At 73.9% G+C, this 20,145-nt stretch carries 21 protein-coding genes and 1 pseudogene; 10 read left to right on the top strand and 12 right to left on the bottom strand.

All coding sequences use genetic code 11. The features are described from left to right. Positions 1-307, bottom strand: a pseudogene (locus AB0J08_RS37850) (hypothetical protein); the annotation flags it as partial. Between AB0J08_RS37850 and AB0J08_RS37855 the strand changes: the two are divergent. From AB0J08_RS37855 to AB0J08_RS37875, 5 genes are all read left to right on the top strand, one after another. Next, positions 293-1,855, top strand: coding sequence for an ATP-dependent DNA ligase (locus tag AB0J08_RS37855; protein WP_360643446.1), 1,563 nt, complete (start codon positions 293-295; stop codon positions 1,853-1,855). The pseudogene AB0J08_RS37850 and the gene AB0J08_RS37855 sit on opposite strands and share 15 nt — an antisense overlap. Before the next feature lie 178 nt (positions 1,856-2,033). Further along, a complete protein-coding gene (locus AB0J08_RS37860; protein ID WP_360643449.1) occupies positions 2,034-2,273 on the top strand; it encodes a ferredoxin in 240 nt (79 codons plus the stop codon). Positions 2,274-2,403: 130 nt separating this feature from the next. Continuing rightward, positions 2,404-3,618 carry a cytochrome P450 gene (locus tag AB0J08_RS37865; RefSeq protein WP_360643451.1) on the top strand — a complete coding sequence of 405 codons (1,215 nt, stop codon included), beginning with the start codon at positions 2,404-2,406 and terminating at the stop codon, positions 3,616-3,618. Positions 3,619-3,883: 265 nt separating this feature from the next. Beyond that, the gene (locus tag AB0J08_RS37870; RefSeq protein ID WP_360643454.1) at positions 3,884-4,045 is read left to right on the top strand and encodes a hypothetical protein; all 162 of its coding nucleotides are present in this window, start codon (positions 3,884-3,886) and stop codon (positions 4,043-4,045) included. A 156-nt stretch (positions 4,046-4,201) separates the two neighbouring features. Next, a complete protein-coding gene (locus AB0J08_RS37875; protein WP_360643504.1) occupies positions 4,202-4,510 on the top strand; it encodes a hypothetical protein in 309 nt (102 codons plus the stop codon). Positions 4,511-4,664: 154 nt separating this feature from the next. On the opposite strand, the gene AB0J08_RS37880 is transcribed toward AB0J08_RS37875, so the two are convergent. The 4 genes from AB0J08_RS37880 to AB0J08_RS37895 all read right to left on the bottom strand — a co-directional run bounded on the left by AB0J08_RS37880 (position 4,665) and on the right by AB0J08_RS37895 (position 6,598). Continuing rightward, the gene (locus tag AB0J08_RS37880) at positions 4,665-5,540 is read right to left on the bottom strand and encodes a hypothetical protein (protein ID WP_360643457.1); all 876 of its coding nucleotides are present in this window, start codon (positions 5,538-5,540) and stop codon (positions 4,665-4,667) included. A 36-nt stretch (positions 5,541-5,576) separates the two neighbouring features. Continuing rightward, a complete protein-coding gene (locus AB0J08_RS37885; RefSeq protein WP_360643460.1) occupies positions 5,577-5,861 on the bottom strand; it encodes a DUF427 domain-containing protein in 285 nt (94 codons plus the stop codon). A 103-nt stretch (positions 5,862-5,964) separates the two neighbouring features. Next, positions 5,965-6,201 carry a DUF6296 family protein gene (locus AB0J08_RS37890; protein ID WP_360643462.1) on the bottom strand — a complete coding sequence of 79 codons (237 nt, stop codon included), beginning with the start codon at positions 6,199-6,201 and terminating at the stop codon, positions 5,965-5,967. 160 nt (positions 6,202-6,361) lie between these two features. Then, entirely contained in the window at positions 6,362-6,598 is a 237-nt protein-coding gene (locus AB0J08_RS37895; RefSeq protein WP_360643465.1) for a DUF2277 domain-containing protein, read from the bottom strand. Between the two features lie 258 nt (positions 6,599-6,856). On the opposite strand from AB0J08_RS37895, the gene AB0J08_RS37900 reads away from it, so the two are divergent. Then, positions 6,857-8,074, top strand: coding sequence for an MFS transporter (locus AB0J08_RS37900; protein ID WP_360643468.1), 1,218 nt, complete (start codon positions 6,857-6,859; stop codon positions 8,072-8,074). Between the two features lie 72 nt (positions 8,075-8,146). Here AB0J08_RS37900 and AB0J08_RS37905 read toward each other — a convergent pair whose 3' ends face one another. Then, positions 8,147-9,193: a hypothetical protein gene (locus tag AB0J08_RS37905; protein ID WP_360643471.1), complete on the bottom strand. Its 1,047-nt coding sequence runs from the start codon at positions 9,191-9,193 to the stop codon at positions 8,147-8,149. A 275-nt stretch (positions 9,194-9,468) separates the two neighbouring features. Between AB0J08_RS37905 and AB0J08_RS37910 the strand changes: the two genes are divergently transcribed. Continuing rightward, positions 9,469-9,876: a hypothetical protein gene (locus AB0J08_RS37910; protein ID WP_360643474.1), complete on the top strand. Its 408-nt coding sequence runs from the start codon at positions 9,469-9,471 to the stop codon at positions 9,874-9,876. A gap of 116 nt (positions 9,877-9,992) precedes the next feature. Here the strand turns inward: AB0J08_RS37910 and AB0J08_RS37915 are convergent, their stop codons facing one another. From AB0J08_RS37915 to AB0J08_RS37925, 3 genes are all read right to left on the bottom strand, one after another. Further along, complete coding sequence (locus AB0J08_RS37915) at positions 9,993-10,553, bottom strand: gamma carbonic anhydrase family protein (protein WP_360643477.1); 561 nt, start codon at positions 10,551-10,553, stop codon at positions 9,993-9,995. 145 nt (positions 10,554-10,698) lie between these two features. After that, a complete protein-coding gene (locus tag AB0J08_RS37920; protein WP_360643480.1) occupies positions 10,699-12,078 on the bottom strand; it encodes a serine hydrolase domain-containing protein in 1,380 nt (459 codons plus the stop codon). 232 nt (positions 12,079-12,310) lie between these two features. Then, complete coding sequence (locus tag AB0J08_RS37925) at positions 12,311-12,877, bottom strand: DJ-1/PfpI family protein (RefSeq protein WP_360643483.1); 567 nt, start codon at positions 12,875-12,877, stop codon at positions 12,311-12,313. 260 nt (positions 12,878-13,137) lie between these two features. Between AB0J08_RS37925 and AB0J08_RS37930 the strand changes: the two genes are divergently transcribed. Continuing rightward, positions 13,138-13,686: an alpha/beta hydrolase gene (locus AB0J08_RS37930; protein ID WP_360643486.1), complete on the top strand. Its 549-nt coding sequence runs from the start codon at positions 13,138-13,140 to the stop codon at positions 13,684-13,686. 103 nt (positions 13,687-13,789) lie between these two features. After that, the gene (locus AB0J08_RS37935) at positions 13,790-14,143 is read left to right on the top strand and encodes a VOC family protein (protein ID WP_360643489.1); all 354 of its coding nucleotides are present in this window, start codon (positions 13,790-13,792) and stop codon (positions 14,141-14,143) included. Positions 14,144-14,242: 99 nt separating this feature from the next. Here AB0J08_RS37935 and AB0J08_RS37940 read toward each other — a convergent pair whose 3' ends face one another. Then, positions 14,243-14,539, bottom strand: a complete 297-nt coding sequence (locus AB0J08_RS37940; RefSeq protein ID WP_360643492.1) for a hypothetical protein — start codon at positions 14,537-14,539, stop codon at positions 14,243-14,245. Between the two features lie 294 nt (positions 14,540-14,833). On the opposite strand from AB0J08_RS37940, the gene AB0J08_RS37945 reads away from it, so the two are divergent. After that, positions 14,834-16,108 (top strand): glycerophosphodiester phosphodiesterase, encoded by a 1,275-nt coding sequence (locus tag AB0J08_RS37945; RefSeq protein WP_360643495.1) that lies wholly within the window; start codon positions 14,834-14,836, stop codon positions 16,106-16,108. A gap of 91 nt (positions 16,109-16,199) precedes the next feature. On the opposite strand, the gene AB0J08_RS37950 is transcribed toward AB0J08_RS37945, so the two are convergent. Both AB0J08_RS37950 and AB0J08_RS37955 read right to left on the bottom strand, forming a co-directional pair. Next, positions 16,200-18,584, bottom strand: coding sequence for a transglycosylase domain-containing protein (locus AB0J08_RS37950; protein WP_360643498.1), 2,385 nt, complete (start codon positions 18,582-18,584; stop codon positions 16,200-16,202). Between the two features lie 247 nt (positions 18,585-18,831). Beyond that, entirely contained in the window at positions 18,832-19,929 is a 1,098-nt protein-coding gene (locus AB0J08_RS37955) for a hypothetical protein (RefSeq protein ID WP_360643501.1), read from the bottom strand. Positions 19,930-20,145: the final 216 nt, after the last annotated feature.

Raw genomic sequence — 20,145 nt, forward strand, 5'->3', positions numbered from 1 at the left:
GCCCCCGGGCCATCTCGGCGTAGCGCTCCAGCGTCGCGTCGTTGTCCACGCTGCCGTCGGCGGCCAGGACGCCGCCGCCCCGTGCGGCCGTGTTGCGCAGCCGACCCGGGGTCGGCCGCCGACCCCGGGTCGCCGGTGTCCGTTCCGACGCCCTCCGAGCCCCGGGCCGCCCGCCGCCCCGGGGCGTGTCCTGCGATCCGGGGCGGGCCGCGTCGCCGATGCTGGAGCCTCCCCGGGCGCCCGGCCGCCGGCCCCCTTCCGAGCCCGGTCCGAGCCCCTCCGAGGAGCCCCCATGCTGCTCAGGCACCTGGCCCTGACCTCCCGCGCCGTGGCGGGCGAGTCCGGCCGCCGGGCCAAGACCACGCTCCTGGCGGACTGCCTGCGCGAACTCGGCCCGGCCGAGGCCCCGGCGGCGGTGGCCCTGCTCTCCGGCGAGTCCCACCGGCTGCGCACCGGCATCGGACCGGCCGCCCTGCGCGACCTGCCGCCCGCCGCCGCCGAACCCTCGTGGGGCGTCCGGGACGCCGAACTGGCCCTGGAGGCCATCGCCGGGGTGCACGGCCCGGGCGCCCGGGCCGAGCGGCAGCGGCTGCTGACCGAGCTGTTCGAGCGGGCCACCGATGTCGAGCAGGCGTTCCTGCGGGCGGTGCTGGTCGGCGAGCTGCGCCAGGGCGCGCTGGACGCGGTGGTCGCCGACGCGGTCGCCCAGGCCGCCGCCGTCCCACCGGCGGCAGTGCGGCGGGCGCTGATGTTCCGGGGCTCGGCCCGCGCGGTCGCCGAGGCGGCACTGACCGGCGGCCTGCCCGCGCTGGCGGCGTTCCGGCTCGAGGTCGGCCGTCCCGTCCGGCCGATGCTGGCCGCCTCGGCACCGGACGTCGGCTCGGCACTCGACCGGATCGGCCCGGCCGCGCTGGAGTGGAAGCTGGACGGCATCCGGATCCAGGTGCACCGGGACGGCGACGACGTGGCGGTGTTCACCCGGAGCCTGGACGACATCACCGCCCGGGTGCCCGAGGTGGTCGAGGCGGCCCTGACCCTGCCGGTCCGTTCGGCGGTGCTGGACGGCGAGGCGATCGCGCTCGGCCCCGACGGCCGACCCCGCCCGTTCCAGGAGACCGCCGCGCGGACCGCCTCCCGGCAGGATCCGGCGCGGCTGCGCAGCGAAGTGCCGCTCAACGCCTACTTCTTCGACCTGCTGCACCGCGACGGAACGGACTTCGTGGACCGCCCGGGCCGGGAACGCTGGGCCGCCCTGGACGAGTCCGCGCCGGCCGCACTGCGGGTGGCGCGCTCCGGGACGGCGGACCGCGAGGAGGCACTGGCCTTCTTCCGGGACACCCTGGCGCTGGGCCACGAGGGCGTGCTGGCCAAGGATCCGGCGGCCGGCTACGCGGCCGGCCGGCGCGGCGCCGGGTGGATCAAGGTCAAGCCGCGGCACACCCTGGACCTCGTGGTGCTGGCCGCCGAGTGGGGCAGCGGCCGACGGCGCGGCTTCCTCAGCAACCTCCACCTCGGCGCCCGGGCGGCGGGCGAACCCGGCCTCGGGCCCTGGGTGATGCTCGGCAAGACCTTCAAGGGGCTGACCGACGAGACGCTCGCCCGCCAGACCACGGACCTCCTCGCCCGGGAGGTCGAACGCGACTCGTACACCGTGCGGGTACGGCCGGAACTCGTCGTGGAGATCGCCTTCGACGGTGTTCAGCGCAGCTCCCGCTATCCCGCCGGGCTGGCCCTCCGGTTCGCCCGGGTGCTCCGCTACCGGCCCGACAAGAGCGCGGAGGAGGCGGACACCGTGGCGACGGTCCGGGAGATCGCCGCGGCGGAGGGGCTCGGACCGGCACCCGAGGAGTACTGACGGGCGGTCAAACACCCTTTGCCACAGCTTTGTTCTGGCGACGAGCGGAATCGGCCAATCTGCGCGAGTGTGGCGGCGCACCCTTCGTGTGCGACAGAGCGACGGCTAGGTTGACAAGGACAGCGGGGGGCGACCGGCCCGGGCGATCCGGTGCCACACCACTGAGAGGTGTCCGTACATGCAGGTGAGCATCGACCAGGACCGCTGCTGCAGCTCCGGCCAGTGCGTCGTCACGGCGCCGGAGGTCTTCGAACAGGACGACCACGACGGGCTGGTGAGGCTCCGCGTGACCGTCCTGCCGCCGGTGCGGTTCGCCGACGTGCGGCTGGCCTCCGAACTCTGCCCGGGCGGCGCGATCACCGTCGCCGAGGACGCCTCGGACAGGGACGGCGAGCAGACGGGCCCCACGACCGTCTAGGCAGGGTTCAGGCCTGTCCGACCCCAGGGATCGCGCCCACCACCCGGCCGGCGCCGGCGCCCGGTCGCCGATCACCGGTTGCCGCCTGCCGCCTGCCGCCTGTCGTTCCGCCACGCGAGGAGACCCCACCTTGACGAGCACGCCCACCGCCCCCGCCCCGCTGCTGCCCGCCCCGCACGACGGCGGCTGCCCGTTCAGCCCGCCGCCCGCCTACACCGAAGCCGCCCGCGAGGGCTCCGTCACCCGTGCCGAGCTGCTGGACGGCTCCTCCTGCTGGCTGGTGACCGGTTACCACGAAGTCCGCTCGCTGCTCTCCGACCGCCGCTTCAGCGCCGACATCCGGCGTCCCGAGTTCCCGTCCTTCTCCCCCGGACGGCGCGCGATCGCCGCCGCCAACCCCAACTTCCTGCGCCTCGACGACCCCGAGCACTCCCGGCTGCGCCGCATGGTCACCGGGGACTTCCTGGTCAAGCGGGTCGAGGCGATGCGCCCGGAGGTCCAGCAGATCGTCGACGAGGCCCTCGACCGGATGACCGCGTCCGGCGGCCCCGCCGACCTGGTGAGCGGCTTCGCGCTGCCGGTGCCCTCCCTGGTGATCTGCCTGCTGCTCGGCGTCCCGTACGAGGACCGGCAGATGTTCCAGGACCTCAGCCGCCTCCTGATCAGCACCACGTCGTCGCAGCCGGAGGTGCGGCGGGCCCAGACCGAGCTGCTCGACTACCTGGGCGGCCTCGCCGCGCAGAAGCGCCGCCGCCCCGGCGACGACATCCTCAGCCGGCTCGCCGCCCGCGACGACCTCAGCCTCCGGGAGATCGCCGCGACCGGCATGCTGCTGCTGGTCGCCGGTCACGAGACCACCGCCAACATGATCGCGCTCTCCACCCTCCTGCTGCTGCGCCACCCGGAGCAGGCCGCGCGGCTGGCCGACCCGGCGGCCGTCCCCGGCGCGGTCGAGGAGCTGCTGCGCCACCTCACCATCGTCCACATGGGCCTGCCGCGGCTGGCCGTGGAGGACGTCGAGCTGGGCGGCGTCCCGATCCGGGCCGGCGACGGGGTGATCGCCATGCTCTCCACCGCCAACCGGGACGAGGAGCTGTTCGCCGCGCCCGGCCACCTCCCCGCCGACGAGCTGGACGTGGACCGGGACGCGCGGCGCCACCTCGCGTTCGGCTTCGGGGTGCACCAGTGCCTGGGCCAGCCGCTGGCCCGGGCGGAACTGCAGATCGCCCTGGCCACGCTCTTCCGGCGGCTGCCCGGGCTGCGGCTCGCGGAGCCGGAGAGCGAGCCGGTCTTCCGCACCGACGCGTTCATCTACGGTCTGGAGGCGCTGCCGGTCGCGTGGTGAGACCGGCCGCCGGAGCGGTTCGCGGTCCGGCGCAGGCATGGCACGGGCGTGGCCGGGCAGGAGTGGTGACACAGGCGGGCACCGCCGGGCCCGACCCGCCCGGTCGGCCGCGGCGCGAAAGGCCCTCGGGTTCGGTTGGCCGTGGGGCGGGCACCGAGGCAGGCTGGAAGGGCGAGACAGGAGCCCGGTCCGGCGGCCGACCCGCGCCACGGCACACCGTGGCGCCCTCGGGCGGCCCCGGCCGGCCGAGGAGACGGAGCCCGCGATGACCGATATGAGCGCACGGTCCGAGGTGAGCGTCGATCGGGAGGAGGACGTCCGCGCGGCCGACCCCGAGGAGGGCATCACCTCGATGCAGAACCAGCACGCGCAGGACACCTCGCAGGCGGAGGGCGAGCCCCTGGAGGAGCCCGAGGCGTACAACTGACCGTCCAGGACGAAGGATTCCCACGAGGCCGCCCGCTGCCCGGGCGGCCTCCGCGACCGCAGGTGTCGCTGCCCGCTCGGCGGCGGCCCGGCGGGGAAGGATGGGCGCATGAGCGAGCAGCAGCAGAGCGGACCAGCGGCGCAGGGCGGTCGAGCGATGGAGACGCCCGGGGATCCCAGGGCGTCCTGGGCCACCTGGACCACCCAGTCGATCATCAGCGGACCGGGCGGAGTCACCACCGCCGAGGTCGGCCCGATCTCCGGCGACCTCACCGTGCACACCACCTGGGTGGACGGCGAGGCCCGGCTGACCGTGCAGTACACCGGGGCTCTGGACTGGTACACCGTGGCCGGCAGCCCGGTGCCGGCGGCGGACGAGATCACGGCGCGGGCGATCCACCAGGCGATGGTCAACACCGTGAAGGGCGGACGCGGGGGCGGCGCCCCGCAGGCGCCCGGCATCTGAGCCCTGCACTTCGGGGTTCCACTCCCCGACCGCCCGGCACCGCCGGGCGGTCGGTCCTGCGTGTCCGGGAGCGGGTCGACGCCGGGAACCACGACCACTCCGGGAGCTGCGGCGACGCCGGGAACTGGGCGGTGGATGCCGGGTGTACGGGACCTCAGGGGCTCGGCTCGCCCGACAGGGGTGGCGCCGCGGCGGTCCAGTACGCGCCGTCCGCCGCGTACCGGCGCCGGAGGTCCTCCCGGACCTCACGGGCGAGCTTGTGGGTGTCGCGCCGGTTGACGGTGGCACCGATGCCCGCACCGACCAGCATGGGGATCAGCGACGGCAGGCGGCGCAGCGTACTGCGGGTGAGCCGCTTGCGGACCTGCTGGCGGACCTCGGCGCCCAGCGCCATCGCGGCGAAGCCGGCCGGCTTCACCAGCAGCGTCGCGTCGATGCCCCGGCGGTTGGCCCACGCGGCAACGTAGGCGGACGCCCGCTGGGTGGTCGTGCCCTGCGCGGCGAGGCCGTACACCTCGTGCAGTTCGGCGATCAGCTTGATCTCCACGGCCGCCACGGCGAGGGTCTCGGCGGCGATCTCCACCATCATCGCCGGCGGCACGGGGAGCATCGCCGTGGCGCCGACGCCCGCGCCGAGCGCGCCGGAGGCCCGGCTGGCTCCGGTGACCAGCAGGTCGGCCAGCCGCTCGGCGTCGGCCGCGTCGGGGTGCTGGGCGCGCAGGGTGGACAGGTCCCGTACCGGGATGCGCGGCGCCGCGCGCATCAGCTGGTCCGCGAGGACCCGGCCCCCGTGGGCGGCGCCCTTCGCGGCGGCCAGCCCGCCGCTGCCGAGCCGGCGGGAGATCGAGCCGAGCAGGGCGGTGGCCCGACTCCGGCCGCCCGTCCGGTACTCGGCGATCTGTCGGGCGGGCCCGCCCTCGACGGCGACGGGCCGTTCCAGTTCCTCGACGAGTTCGGCCAGTTCCTCGGCGACCTGCTCGGGGCCGGCGTCCGGCGGCCCCGAGCCGCCCCGTTTCCTGAAGATTGCCATGCTCTGCGGGTACCCGGTGAGCCCCGGTGGTACGCGCTACTCGGTGATCTCCACCCCGCGCCAGAACGCCACCCGGCCGCGGACGTGCTCCGCCTCCGGCTTCGGGTCGTCGTAGTACCAGGCCGCATCGGGGTTGCGCTGCCCGCCGACGTCCAGCGTGTAGTACGCGGCGGTGCCCTTCCACCCGCAGACGGTGGTGGTGTCGGACGGGCGCAGGTACTCCGTGCGCACGGATTCGGCCGGGAAGTAGTGGTTGCCCTCGACGACGGTGGTGTCATCGCTCTGTGCGATGACCGTGCCCTGCCAGCTCGCTGTGGTCATGCGCCGATTCTGCCCGAGGGCCGGCCGGGCGAACCGCCCGGCCCGGGGGCGGGAGCGGTGCGGCCGGGCGGTGCCGTCAGGCGGTCGGCGGCGGGCCGGTGCCCTACGGCAGCGGCTCGGCGTGCACCGGGAAGTGCGGGGACTGGTGGCCTCCGCTGGCGAGCATCCGGACCTCGCCCGCGTCGCTGATCTCGGCCCGGACGATGCCGGTGGCGTCCTCGTAGACGGGGTGGCCGCCGGGGCCGGTCGCGCTGGTGCGGGAGACCACGACGACGTCCTGCGGAGCCTGGGCGCCGGGGGTGCCCGGGAAGGTCAGTGCGTAGCGGTTCGCGGGGTTCATCACCGGTCTCCTCGTCCCCCCTGGTCCCAGCTGTCCCTGTTGTCCCTGCTGTCCCTGTTGGCGCTATTGGCGCTATTGGCGCTATTGGCGCTGTCCCAGTCGGTGCTGTCCCGGTCGGTCTGCGCCGGACCGACCCGGTCGGCGGCTGCCCGCCGCCGGGTCAGGCGGCGGCCTTCGTGGCCCGGGCGGGCGCGCCCCGGACCTCCAGCTCGTCGAGCAACCGGGCGGTGGCCTCGGCGACGGCCTCCACGGCGCGGTCGAAGGCCTCCCGGTTGTGCGCCGCCGGGGCGCGGAACCCCGACACCTTCCGCACGTACTGGAGGGCGGCCGCATGGAAGTCCTCGTCGGAGGCTTCGGGGGTCACGGGCGGTCTCAGCGTCTTGATACTGCGGCACATGACCCCAGTCTCGCGCGCGGGAGCGCCGCTGGCGACCCCCGGCTGTAACCGGCCCGCCATGGGCAGCACCCGGTGGTGTCATCCGATCGGATTAGGATTTCGCACGAACGAATTGCTCTCCGCCCTCGCCCCGCGCTGTTCTCCGCCGTCCTCCTCCGTCTTCCCCGCCTCCCCGCCTCCCCGTCTTCCCCGGCCCGATGACCGTGCCGGTCTCCTCCCTGCCCGGCTCCCGCCCGGGTGTCACCCCGGAGTCCCCCCTTGCCACTCGCGCTGGTCGCCCTGGCCGTCACCGCGTTCGCCATCGGCACCACCGAATTCGCCGCGATGGGGCTGCTTCCCCAGGTCGCCGAGAACCTCCATGTCTCCATCCCCCAGGCGGGATGGCTGATCTCCGCCTATGCCATCGGCGTGGTGGTCGGCGCCCCGCTGCTCACCGCCCTCGCGGCCGGACGGCCCCGCAAGGCGGTGCTGGTCGCGCTCGCCGGTCTGTTCACGACCGGCAACCTGCTCTGCGCGATCGCGCCCGACTTCTGGTCGCTGGCCACGGCCCGGGTGATCACCGGGCTGCCGCACGGCGCGTTCTTCGGCGCCGGGGCGGTGGCGGCCGCCGAACTGGTCGCCCCGCACCGGCGGGCCCGGGCGGTCGCCGTGATGTTCTCCGGTCTGACCGTCGCCAACGTCATCGGGGTGCCGGCCGCGACCCTGCTCGGCCAGCACCTCGGCTGGCGGGCCACCATGCTGGTGGTGGTCGCCATCGGCGCACTCGGCACCGTCGCCATCGCGCGACTGGTGCCCCAGCTGCCCTCCCCCGCGCAGTCCGGGCTCCGGCACGAGGTCGGTGCGTTCCGCAGCGGGCAGCTCTGGCTGGCCCTGGCCACGGTGGTGTTCGGCTGCGGCGGCTTCTTCGCCTGCTACAGCTACATCACCCCGCTGCTCACCGAGGTCTCCGGCTACGCGACCGGGTCGGTGACGCTGGTGCTGGCGCTCTTCGGCGTCGGCATGACGATCGGCAACGTGCTGGGCGGCTTCGCCGCCGACCGCGCGCTGCGTCCGACCGTCTGCGCCGCCTTCCTGCTGCTTGCCGCCACTCTGGCGCTGTTCGGGGTGACCGCCCGCACCGAGTGGTCGGCTGCCGTGACGGTGATGCTGGTCGGGCTCTTCGGATTCGCGATCGTCCCGGCCGTGCAGACCCTGGTGCTGCAGAAGGCGCGCAACGCGCCCACCCTGGCCTCGGCGACGGTGCAGGGCGCGTTCAACCTGGCCAACGCCCAGGGCGCCTACTTCGGCGGACTTGCGCTGGACGCCGGGCTCGGCTGGACGTCGCCCACGCTGGTCGGTTCGGGGCTGGCCGCCTCGGGGGCGGTGATCGCGCTGATCGCCTGGGCCGCCGACCGCCGACGACCGGTCCCGCTCGGGCCCGGCACGGTGCCGGTACCCGCACCTGTGCCGGACCCCGCGTCCGCGCCGTATCCGTAGCCGGCCGGCCCGGGCACGTCGAGCCCGGCGCAGCCGGTGCCGGTGCTGCTGCCGACCGTGCCCGCCAGGCGGTCAGCGGCGAGCGGGCCACGCGCCGGCAACGGTGACGAAGCCGGTCCCGACGGCGTCCCCCGAGGCGCCGTCGGTGGACCGGACGGCGGAGAGGCCGCGGAACTCGTCGACGGCGACGTGGTGCGTGCCGGCGCGCGGATAGGTCACCCGGATCGAGTCGGCGGTGGTCAGCGCGGAGGCGCCGAGGGCGGCCAGCATGAGCACCCGGTGCCGCAGCGAGTCCGTGACGTCCTCGATGACCTGGAAGCGGTCGCCCCGGGTGTCGGTGACCATGACCGCCCCGGGACAGCTGCCGGTGAGCGTCATCGTGACGACCAGGGCGTCCCCCTGGGCGACCGGGGCGAGCACGGGCAGGACGGCCTCGGTGCTGGAGTCCGCCTGCTGGTCGGAGGCGGTCCGGGAGATCCAGGAGGGGCCGTCGGCGCCGTCGTGCCCCGTGGCCGGCTGCGGGCCCGGGGCGGGGCGGGGGGTGGCCTCGGTGACGGCCGGGCAGGCGGACGCGTCGGCGGAATGGGCGGCCGGCGCGTGGCCGGTCAGCAGGCCGAGCGCCGCGCCCACGCCGAGCACCGCGCCGAGCAGCAGGCTGAGCGCGCAGGCCCGAAGTCGGCTGCGGCCCCGGGGCGGTGCGGGCGACGGCTCGACCGGCCGGAAGCCCGGGACGGGAGCGGCCGCCGGCACCAGGGAGCCCGGCATGGAGGTCTGCACCGAGGTCTGCACCGAGGTCTGCACGGGGCTCGGCACGGGGGCGATGGACACGGGGGCGGCGGGCACCGCGCCCACCGCGGCATTCCACCGCCGGTGCCACTCGGCCTCGTCACCGCCACAGGCCCGGACGAAAGCCCTGGTCGTGGGCCAGGACGGCAGGCGTGAGCCGGCGGCCGCCTCGTAGAGGGTGGTGTGGGAGATGGACCCGGCCGTCCTCGCCATGATGCGGAACGAGGGCTGGCCCGCGTCCAGCCGCAGCCGGCGCAGGTCCGCGGCGAGGCGCTCGGCCGCGGTCGGCGCCGCCTGCGACGCCCCCTCGGGTTCGGACTTCTGCTCTGTCACGGTGCCCCCCGTTGTCAGATGTCAGATCCTTCGGCGACCACTGGTCGCTTGTCGCGTACGGATCATAGCGACGCGTGACCGGGTAGATACGCGATCGGCCGAATCCCCGGCAGGGGACGGGCGTTCGGCCAGGACAGCGGCCGGTGTCAGCTGTTGTCAGTTTCCGTCAGACGCTGTCGAACAGCCCGGCCCGTCCGGTCAGCTGGCTCCACCACCCCGGACCGCGGGGCGGTGTGGAGCTCGATCGGACACCCGGTCGGACAAGGAGAATCGCGATGGGCAAGGGCATCCTCGGCAAGCTCGGGCGGCGTGGGGCGGCGGCGGCAGCCGTGCTGGCACTGGCGGCGGGCGGGGTCGGCCTGTCGACGGGCAGCGCGTCCGCCGTCGGGTGGTACTACCTCAACAACCACCCGACCAACCACGGGGTGGGCGTCTACTCGCAGCCGTACTCGTGGGCGAGCAAGACCACCGGCGACCTGAACTCGTTCTCGTGGTCCGGGGACGCGGTCGACATGCGGTGCTGGATCCGGGGCGAGAACATCAACAACCAGGGCAACGTCTGGTACCGGGTGCAGGCCGTGTACTCCGGCAGCTACGGCTACTGGTACGGAACGGCCTACGTGTACGGGGCCTACACGGACGGCAACTGGAACTTCCACGTCCCGACCGTTCCCGAGTGCTGACAGCCTGATCCGGTACGCCCCGCCCGTGAGTCCAGGCTCACGGGCGGGGCGTACCGGTCGGTGCTCCGGCGGTCCCGGCCTCCGCGATCCCCGGACGCCGCGAACCGCCCGGCTGATCACTCGTCGGACAGGCCCTCGGCCGTCGGGTGCTTCACCGGCTCGATCTCCCGGTGGCTCTCGGCCAGCAGCCGGTAGCCCTCGCCGTTGAAGGTGATCCCGGCCCGCTCCTCCCCGGTCAGCTCGCGCCGGACCTTGGCCGGGACGCCGGCGACCAGGGAGGCCGGCGGAACCTGCATGCCCTGCGGGACGACGGCGCCGGCCGCGACCAGCGAACCGGCCCCGATCCGGGCCCCGTTCAGTACGGTGGAGTTCATCCCGACCAGGACGTCGTCCTCGATCACGCAGCCGTGCAGGACGGCGTTGTGACCGACCGAGACCCGCTCACCGATCACCAGCGGGAAGCCCAGGTCCGCGTGGAGGGTGCAGTTGTCCTGGATGTTGCTGCCCGCACCGACCGTGATCGACTCGGCGTCGCCCCGGATCACCGCGCCGTACCAGAGGCTCGCGCCGGCGCCGACCGTGACCGCCCCCACCACGACCGCGTTGGGTGCGACGAAGGCCGTCGGATCGACGCCTGGCACCCGGCCCCCGACTGCGGCGATCAGCGGCTCTGCCATGTCTCGTCCTCCTGACGACCCGTGCCCATCATGTGCCGGTCATGATGGCACCCCCGCTGCCGTGATCACCTGGCGCCCCCGCGGAGAGCCTGCGGTCGCCCGGCCGCGCCGCCGCCGGACCGGGGCCGTCAGCGCATCACGTCCGTCAGCGGACCGGGCCGGTGGTCGCGAAGGCACCGATCGCCGGGGGCGCGGCCGCCGGACCGGCGGCGGCCGACGACGGGGCGACGGCCGGCGGGCGGATGTCGCAGAGCCCGGCGGCGACCAGGTTCTCGTAGGCCGTGTTGGTCGCCGGCAGGTCGGACATGTCGTACGGGTTCAGCGAGGCCGTGAACTGCCGCCGCCCGTCCGTCCGTCCGTACATCAGGGTGCTGTAGCCCGGGATTCCGCCACCGTGCCCCCAGTACTCGCCGCAGGCCGTCGGCGTCCGCTGGAGGCCGAGGCCGTACTCGGCGGGCCCGCTCTGCGGAGAGGTCCGCTTCATCTCGGCCAGTTGGGCCGGGCCGAGCAGCCGGCCGCCGAGCAGGGCGGAGACGAACCGGGCGAGGTCGGCCGTGGTGGAGATGCCGGCGCCCGCCGCACCTGCCATGCTCGGGTCGAGCAGGGTGACGTCCGCCGGGCCGGTGGCGAGCTTGTAGTAGCCGTGGGCGTGCGGGCCCGGCACGAAGGGCGAGTTGAGCGGCATCGAGGTGCCGGTCAGCCCGAGCGGGCGGACGATCCGCCGCTGCACCTCGTCGGCCCAGCTGCGGCCGGTGATCCGCTCGATCAACATCCCGACCACGATGTAGTTGGTGTTGGAGTAGTGCCACCCCTGCCCGGGCTGGAAGTACACCGGGTGCTTGGTGGCGATGTCGACGAGCTCCTGCGGCGCGTAGGGGTGCCAGCGGCCGGTGTCGAGCCACTGCTGCAGGGCGGCCGAATCCTCCTCGAAGGCGAAGGACGGATCCTCGGTGTAGTTGAACAGACCGCTGGTGTGGCCCAGCAGTTGGCGGACGGTGATCTCCCCGCCGTTCGGCACCACGCCCGGCAGACGGCTCTCCACCGGGTCGTCCAGGCCGATCCGGTGCTCGGCGACGAGCTGGAGCACCACCGTCGCGACGAAGGTCTTGGTGACGCTGCCGATCCGGAACCGGCCGTCGGCGTCGGCCGGAGCCCCGGTGGCGAGGTCGGCGGTGCCGGCCGCGCCCTTCCAGACGGGGCGCCCGCGCTCGCCGACCAGCCCCAGCGTGGCCGAGGCCCCGCCCGGGCTCACCAGGCCACGCACGGCCGCGTCCAGCGCCGTGCGGTCCACCCGCTCGGCGGCGGCCCCGGCGGCCGCGCCGTCGCCGGCCGGCGACCGGGTGGTCGTGGGCGCCGCGCCCTGGGCGCCCGCGACCGGAGCGAGTGCACCCACCAGACCCGCGCCGGCGAGCGCGACCGCCACCGCCCTCGCGGCCAGGCCGCGCCGGTGCCGGCCCCTCTCCCTCTCGCCCCCCGGACCCGTCCGCCCCGCCCGGTCCGCCTGATCCCTCGTCGTTCCCGTCATGCCGCCGTCCCTCCCGTGTTCCGACCGGGCGGATCGTCACAACATCCGCCTCGGTAGCGCCGACTGACACTCTGGCAGGAGGATCCGACGCGGGCGTCACCCCCAGGTCCGGACCCGCTCCACCCCTGGTGCGATCTTCTTCCGGCGTGTCGCTCCCCCTCAGGTCGAACAGAACCCTGACGGTTCCCGGGGGTGGGCCTGCGACCGAAGTCGCAGGCCCACCGTGGCGGACTCAGGCCAGCGGGGCCTTGACCCGGAGCACCTCGATGAACGCGCGGATCCAGCCCGGGTGGTCGGGCCAGGCCCGCGCCGAGACGACCACACCGTCGACGACCGCTTCGCCGTCGACGTACTCGGCACCTGCGGCGGCCACATCGGGCTCCAGCGCCGGGTAGGCGGCGCTGCGGCGGCCGGCGAGCACCCCGGCGGCGGCGGTGATCAGCGGGCCGTGGCAGATCTGCGCCACCGGCTTGTCGGCCTCGAAGAAGTGCCGGACGATCCGCTTCACGTCCGCGTTGTTCCGCAGGTACTCGGGGGCGCGGCCGCCCGGGATGACCAGCGCGACGTACTCGGCCGGATCGACGTCCGCGAGGGCGAGGTCGGCGGGCCAGGTGTAACCGGGCTTCTCGGTGTAGGTGTCGTAGCCCTCGACGAAGTCGTGGACCACGAACTGGAGCTTCTTCTTCGTGGGCGCCGCGATGTCGACCCCGTAGCCCTCCTCCAGCAGCCGCTGGTAGGGGTAGAACACTTCCAGCGACTCCGCGGCGTCACCGGTGACGAGCAGGATCTTCGATGTCATCGCCGACATCCCTCCACATGATCGACCGTCAGACATGGTGCCGGTCCGGGCCGGTGGCGACCGGCACGGGCCGGGAACAACCTCCCCCACCGGCTGCACCGACGCAACACGGCGCACCGGTGCACCACAGCAGGCGCACCACGGGCGTCACGCGCCGGGGAAACCCCCCGTGCGCGCTGGTTCCACGGCCCCCGCGCCCCCGCCGGCTCGGCGCGTAGGATCCCTGGTGCCCGAGCCAGCCCCCGAAGGGAGTCCGCCCGATGTCGGACCGCACGACCTACCTCGTCCTGCCCGGCTACCAGAACTCGGGGCCCGCGCACTGGCAGAGCCGGTGGGAGGAGTCCGACCCGGCGGCGTTCCGGCGTGTCCAGCAGGCGGACTGGGAGCACCCGGACCCGGACGCCTGGGTGGCCACCCTCGACACCGCGATCGCCGCCGCGGCGGCCGACGGGCCGGTCGTCCTGGTGGCGCACAGCCTCGGCTGCGTCGCCGCGGCCCGCTGGGCGGCCTCGGCACCCGCCGGGCGGACCGCCGCCGTCCGGGGGGCGCTGCTGGTCGCGCCCGCCGACATCGACAACGCCGATGTCCCCGCACTCGTGGGCTTCCGACCGGTGGCCCGGGAACGCCTCCCCTTCCCCTCACTGGTGGTTTCCAGCACCGACGACCCGTGGGTCACCACCGAGCGCGCCCGCGGCTTCGCCGAGGCGTGGGGTGCCCGGTACGTGGAACCCGGCGCCTACGGACACCTCAACTCCGACTCCGGGCTCGGCGACTGGCCGCAGGGGCGGAAGCTGCTCGCCGAACTCTGACGGCGGGGCGGGGGTCCGACACGCCCCCGCGATCGGGGGCGGGATGCGGCGGACGATGGTGTGGTGCCGTGCCGCCCGATCGCCGCCCTGGCAGGATGACGCCATGGAACGTGTGCTTGGAATCGGTGGCTACTTCATGCGGGCCGACGACCCGGCGGCCCTGAGCGCGTGGTACCGCGACTGCCTGGGCCTGGACGCCGACGAGAACGGCCTGTGGCGGCCGGGAGCCGGGCCGACGGTGTTCGCGACGTTCGAGTCCGAGACCGACTACTTCGGGTCCCGCGCCCAGCAGACGATGCTCAACTTCCGGGTCCGCGACCTGGACGCGATGCTCGCGCAACTGCGCGCCAAGGGAGCGGACGTGGCCGAGGAGACGCAGGACATGGCTGGCGTCGGCCGGTTCGGCTGGGTCACCGATCCCGAGGGCAACCGGATCGAACTGTGGCAGACCGCCTGACCGCGTCCTGACGTGGGCGGTGGCGTACCGGGGGGACCGCTTCGGCCAGCTGGTCACCGGGCCGGTGGCGGGCGCCCGCCACCGGCCCGGGCCGCGGTGTCAGCCCAGCCCGGCCGCGTGGGCGGTGAGGGTGAGCAGCGCCGCGTTGCCGGCGGCGCCGGCCGCCGTGGCGGACAGGAAGCGGGCCGCGGTGCCGTCGCGGAGCGGGCTGAGGACCGTCGCGAGGAAGAAGCCCGGCATCGTCCAGAGCGCCACCGTCCACTGCCGCAGGACGCCGGCCGGACCGGCCCGGGCCCGCAGTTCGCGGGCGGCGGCGAGGGCGAGCAGCAGGTAGAGCGCGAGGTACCCGACGGCGGGCCAGAGCACGACGGGGACGCCGGGGGCGGTGTGCGGCATGCTCCCATCCTCCGCCGGGCGGTCCGGCCGGCGCATGAGTACCGGTACTCAGTCGCCCGCTCCCCGGCGCGTGGCGGCCGACTCCCCCACGGTTCCGGGACAGACCTGCGATCACTCGGCGGATACGGGTACGGGTACAGGTACGGGCGCGTGCTGACCGCGGCGGTGACGGGCGCAGGAGCGTCGGAACTTCTCCCGCAGTTCGCCCGAACGCCACCCGGCCGGGCGCCGCTGCTCCTAGTCTGCGGGCGACGACCACCACCGCCCCGACACCAGTGCGAGCTAGGAGCACCCATGACGTACCGTCCGCTCGACGGCAGCAGCCCGGCAGCCCCCGCGGAGGACACGGCCTCCTCCCGCCGCCGGTTCCTGCGCGCGACCGGTGCCGCCGGCCTGGGCGCGGCCGCGTTCGCCGCCACCGGCGGCGAGGCGTTCGCGGCCCCGGCCCCAGCCGACGACCGGCCCGACGCCGCCGAGGAGCGCGGAGCCGCCGCGGGCCCGACCGGCACCCGCTCCCCGGTCCGGACCGGGACCGGCCTGGACCGGCTGCCGCACCCGCTGGTCATCGGCCACCGCGGCGCGCCCGGCTACCGCCCCGAGGAGACCCTCGGCTCCTACGAGCTGGCCCTGGAGCTCGGAGCGGACGTCATCGAGCCGGACCTCGTCCCCACCAAGGACGGCCACCTGGTGGTCCGGCACGAGAACAACATCGTGGAGACCACCGACGTCGCCGACCACCCCGAGTTCGCGAACCGGAAGACCACCAAGACCATCGACGGCGTGGCGCAGACCGGCTGGTTCACCGAGGACTTCACGCTCGCCGAGCTGCGCACCCTGCGCGCCAAGGAGCGCCTGCCGCAGCAGCGTCAGCGCAACACCCTGTACGACGGCCGCTGGCCGCTGCTCACCTTCCGCGAGCTGGCCGACTTCGCGAAGAAGCGCGGGCGTGAGCTGGGCCGCGAGGTCTGGCTCTACCCGGAGACCAAGCACCCGAGCTACTTCCGCTCGATCGGTCTGCCGCTGGAGGAGCGGCTCGCCGACGAGCTGCGCCGCACCGGCCTGGCCGGCAGGCACGGACGGGCGATCCTGCAGTCCTTCGAGCCGAGCAGCCTGCAGCGGCTGGCCAAGCTGGTCGACAACCCGCGGATCCAGCTGCTGGGCGCCGCGACCACCCAGCCGTACGACTTCGTGCTGTCCGGGGACCGGCGCACGGTCGCCGACCTGGTCACCCCGGCGGGGCTGCGCTGGATCGCCTCCTTCGCCCACGGCATCGGCCCGACCACCCAGCTGATCGCGCCGGTGGACGCGGGCGGCAAGCTCCAGCCGCCGACCACGCTGGTGCGCGACGCGCACGCGGCCGACCTGCTGCTGCACCCGTACACGGTGCGCAACGAGAACGGCTTCCTGCCGCTGGACTACCGCCGCGGCACCGACCCGAACGCCTACGGCGACGCCATCGGGTGGGCGCGTTACCTCTACGAGCTGGGCGTGGACGGCTTCTTCACCGACCAGACCGACACCAGCGTGCTGGCCCGGCAGGACTTCTGGGCGGCCAAGGGCGTCAACTGACCGCCCGCCGCCGGTGACCCGACCGTGCCCCGGACCGTAGGGCGGTCCGGGGCACGGTCGTCAGCCGGTGCGGTCGGCCGTCGCTCCGTGGTCAGCCGTCGCTCCGCGGGCCGTCCGTCCGGTCGCCGCCGTCCTGCCCGGGCGGCCGGGGCAGGTCGATCGGCTGGTGCGGCTGGGTCGGCTGGGCGCCCTGGGTCGGCTGGGTCGAACGCGGTCGGCCCGGGTCCGCCGTCCGCGCCGGGTCCGCCGTCCGGCCACCGGTCGGGGTGGGACCGGTCGGCGCGGTCCCGGTCGGCGCGGCGCCGGAGCCGCTCGGGCTCCCGCTCGTGCTCGGGTCCCGCTTGGGCGGGTCCGGGATGTAGACGGTGTCGAAGGTGTCCTCCGGCACGCCCTTCAGCGCCTGGTTCATCGCCAGCTGCCAGATCGGGCCCGGGCCGGTGGCTCCGAAGATCTCCGCGTAGTACCTGCCCCCGATCCTGATGTTCTTCATCGGCACGCCCTTGGCCGGGCCGCCGAGCCAGACCGAGGCGGCCAGGTTCGCCGTGTAACCGCTGAACCAGGCCGACTTCTTCTCGTCGGTGGTACCGGTCTTGCCGGCGATCTGCCGGTCGCCGTCCAGCCCGAGCTCGCGCGCGGTGCCCTTCTCGGTCACACCGAGCAGCACGGTGTTGATGACGTCGGCAGTGTCCTCGGACATCACCCGGGCGCACTTCGCGGGGACGACCGGCACGTCCTTGCCGTCCACCGTGGTGATGCTGTTGATCGCGAGCGGCGCGCAGTAGGTGCCCTCGGCGGCGAAGGTCGCGTAGACATTGGCCATCACCAGCGGGCTCACCTCCTGCGTGCCGAGGCCCAGCGCGGGCAGCTCCTGGAGCGGATCGCCGCTGGCCTTGGTCGCGACGCCCAGCTTGTTGGCCATCTGCTTGACCGCGCAGAGGCCGATCTCCTGCTCCATCTGGACGAAGTAGGTGTTGACCGAGAGGGCCATCGCCTGCTTCAGGTCGTACGGGCCGACCTCCTTATCCGACTCGTTGGGGATCGAGCCGCCCTTCTTGCCCTTGTCCAGGTTCTTCCAGGTGCCGTCGCACGTCTTGATCGTCGGCCAGTCCATCCGGGGCGGGGACGGGTAGAGCTGGGTGGCCGGCAGGCCCGCCTCCAGTGCCGCGGCGGCCACGATCGGCTTGAAGTTGGAGCCCGGCTGGAAGCCGTTGCCGCCGCCCATCGCCGCGTCGACGTTGTAGTTGACGACGGTCTGGTTCTGGTTCGGGTCCAGGCCGTAGGGGCGGGTCTGGGCCATCGCCAGGATCTTGCCACTGCCCGGCTCGACCATCGTGATCGCCGCCGAGACCGGGTCGGTGACGTAGACCTTCTTGGTGACGGCGTTCTGGGCGGCGGCCTGCTTGTCCGGGTCGAGGGTGGTGTAGATGTTCAGGCCGCCCTGGTCCCACAGCTTCTTGCGCTCGGCGGCACTCTTGCCGAACACCGGGTCCTGCTTGACCACGTGGCGGACGTAGTCGCAGAAGAAGCCCATGCCCGCCTGGGCGGTGATGCACCCGTTCTGCGGGTCCTTGTACCTCAGGCCCAGCGGCGCCGCCTTGGCCTCCTTGGCCTGCGCGGCGGTGAGGTGCTTGTTCTCCACCATCTTGTCGATGACGGTGTCGCGGCGCTTCTGGGCGGCGACGGGGTGCAGCTTGGGGTCGTACTGGGACGGGTTCTGCACCAGGCCCGCGAGTGTCGCGGCCTCGGGGACGGTCAGGTCCTTGGCGTCCTTGCTGAAGTACCGCTGGGAGGCGGCCTGGATGCCGTACGCCTGGTGGCCGTAGAAGGTGATGTTCAGGTAGTTCGTGAGGATCTGGTCCTTCGTCAGATCCTCCTCCAGCTTGATGGCGTACTTGAGTTCCTGGATCTTGCGGCCGATCGTCTTGCGCTGCGCCTCCAGGACGGCGGCTTGGTCGTCGCCGGCCTTCTCGACGTTGACGTTCTTCACGTACTGCTGGGTCAGCGTCGAGGCGCCCTGGACGGTGGTGCCGCTCTCGGCGTTCTTGGTGGCGGCCCGGAGCACACCCTTGAGGTCGACCGCGCCGTGCTCGTAGAAGCGAGCGTCCTCGATGTCCACCTGGGCCTGGCGTATCAGCGGCGACATCTGGTCGGCGGGTATGACGGTGCGGTCGCGCTCGTAGACCTTGGCGATCAACCCGCCCTTGGCGTCGAAGACCTGGGACGCCTGGCTGAGCGGCGGGGTCTTGAAGTCGTCCGGGATGCTGTCGAAACTGTCCGCCGTGTTCTTGGCGGTCAACCCGAGCGCGCCGGCCGCGGGCAGGGCCACGCCCGCCAGGAGGACTCCGGCCAGCGTGCTGTAGCCGAGGAACTTCACCGCGTGGCCCGCGAGGGCGAGCGGACTCTCGCGACGCCGGGAACGCGGGACCCAGGTGTCGCCCGGGTCGGGGGTGGAGATGCGGCGGCTCTTCCGTGACATAGGCGGAACACTACGTCCACGAAAACCCTGCACGGGGCGGGTGTTGGCCAAGCTTTGTCACAAATCGGCGACAGATTCACCTCGTCGGAGCCGGCCGGCCACCCGCTCCGGGTGCGACCCCGGTCGCCGACGGGCCGTTCGTTCACGCCCGTTCGCCCCGGTCGGCCTCTCGCACCGGTCGGCCTCTCGCACCGGTCGGCCTCTCGCACCGGCGTACGGAGCCGTCGGCTCCGGGTCGGCCGACCCGTCAGCCCGCGCGGCGCTTCTTCCGCAGGCCGAACACGGCCCCCACGACTGCGAGTACGAAGAGCACGCCCAGCGCGCGGTCCGACGGCCCGTCGGACGAGGAGGATGAGGAGGACGAGGACGAGCCGGCGGACCCGCCCGGGGCCGCGGACCCGGACGGCGGCGCGGCCGCACCGGAGGACGGCGCCGCGGAGGGCAGCGGTTCGACCGTGTCCGGGAGTTGGCCGTCGTCGAGCGGCGACCGCCAGACCGGGCTGTCCTTGCCCTCGCTGCCGTAGAGCAGCGCCCGGCCGTCCGCGGTGAAGGTGACCGATTCGCCCTGCCGCTGCAAGGGCGCGGAGAGCGAGCCGAGTTCGGCGGGGGCGCCGTCCTGCCAGCGGTACAGGGTGGCGGCGAAGTAACCGCGCAGGACGAGCCGGGTGCCGTCCGGGGAGAAGGCGCCGTCGGTCACCCACGGGACGTCGCCGATCCGGCGGAAGGTGTTCACACCGGCCGCGGAGAGCTTCTCCGGCCCCTGGTAGAGGCTGCCGCCCCCCTGCCTCTTGCTGGCGATGTAGGCCCGGCCGGTGACCGGGTGGACCATCAGCGCCTCGGCGTCGCGCGGGCCGTCCTCGTAGCGCACCCGGTAGCGGACCACCTCCACGGTCTGGTCGCGCAGTTCGGCGGGCTCGGCGAAGGCGTAGATCCAGACCTCGGGCCACTTGCCGCCGAGGTTGTCGCCGATGTCCCCGACGTAGACCCGGCCGTCCGGCCCGATCGAGATCGCCTCCACGTCGCGCGGCTCGACGCCGCGCAACGTGACGGTGGCGACGGTGCGGCCCTGCGAGTCGACCGCGTAGACGTACGGACCGTCGTCGCTGTCGTTGTGCGTCCAGTAGACGCCGGGGTGGGCGAGGCTGGCGGCGAGGCCGCTGGACTCGGTGATGCGCGGATCGGAGATGGTGAACGCCTGTCCGGCGGCGCCGTCGGCCGCTCGGGCGGTCGGGGCCCCGACCGCGACGGTCCCGAGGGCGGCGGCGGTCGTCCAGGTGGCCGCGAGCAGCGCCGCCGAGGCGCGGGCCGCCCCACGACGGCGCCGGTGGCGCGTCTTCGTTCGCATCCTCAGCACCCGGCGATCCTCCCACGACGGCCGGGGCGAACGCCGGTCCGACCACCGGCACCCCTTTTCGTCATCTTGACGAGATTGAGGGACCAGGAATATCGTCGCAGTGACGAAAAGGGGAAGGAATCTCAATGACCGTGTCAAGCCGTCTGCGTGACCGGCGGGGCGGAGGTGAACAGCCTCTTGTCACGCAGCATCGCCCACAGCACGTCG

The sequence above is a fragment of the Kitasatospora sp. NPDC050463 genome (assembly GCF_040655255.1).
Lineage (GTDB): Bacteria > Actinomycetota > Actinomycetes > Streptomycetales > Streptomycetaceae > Kitasatospora.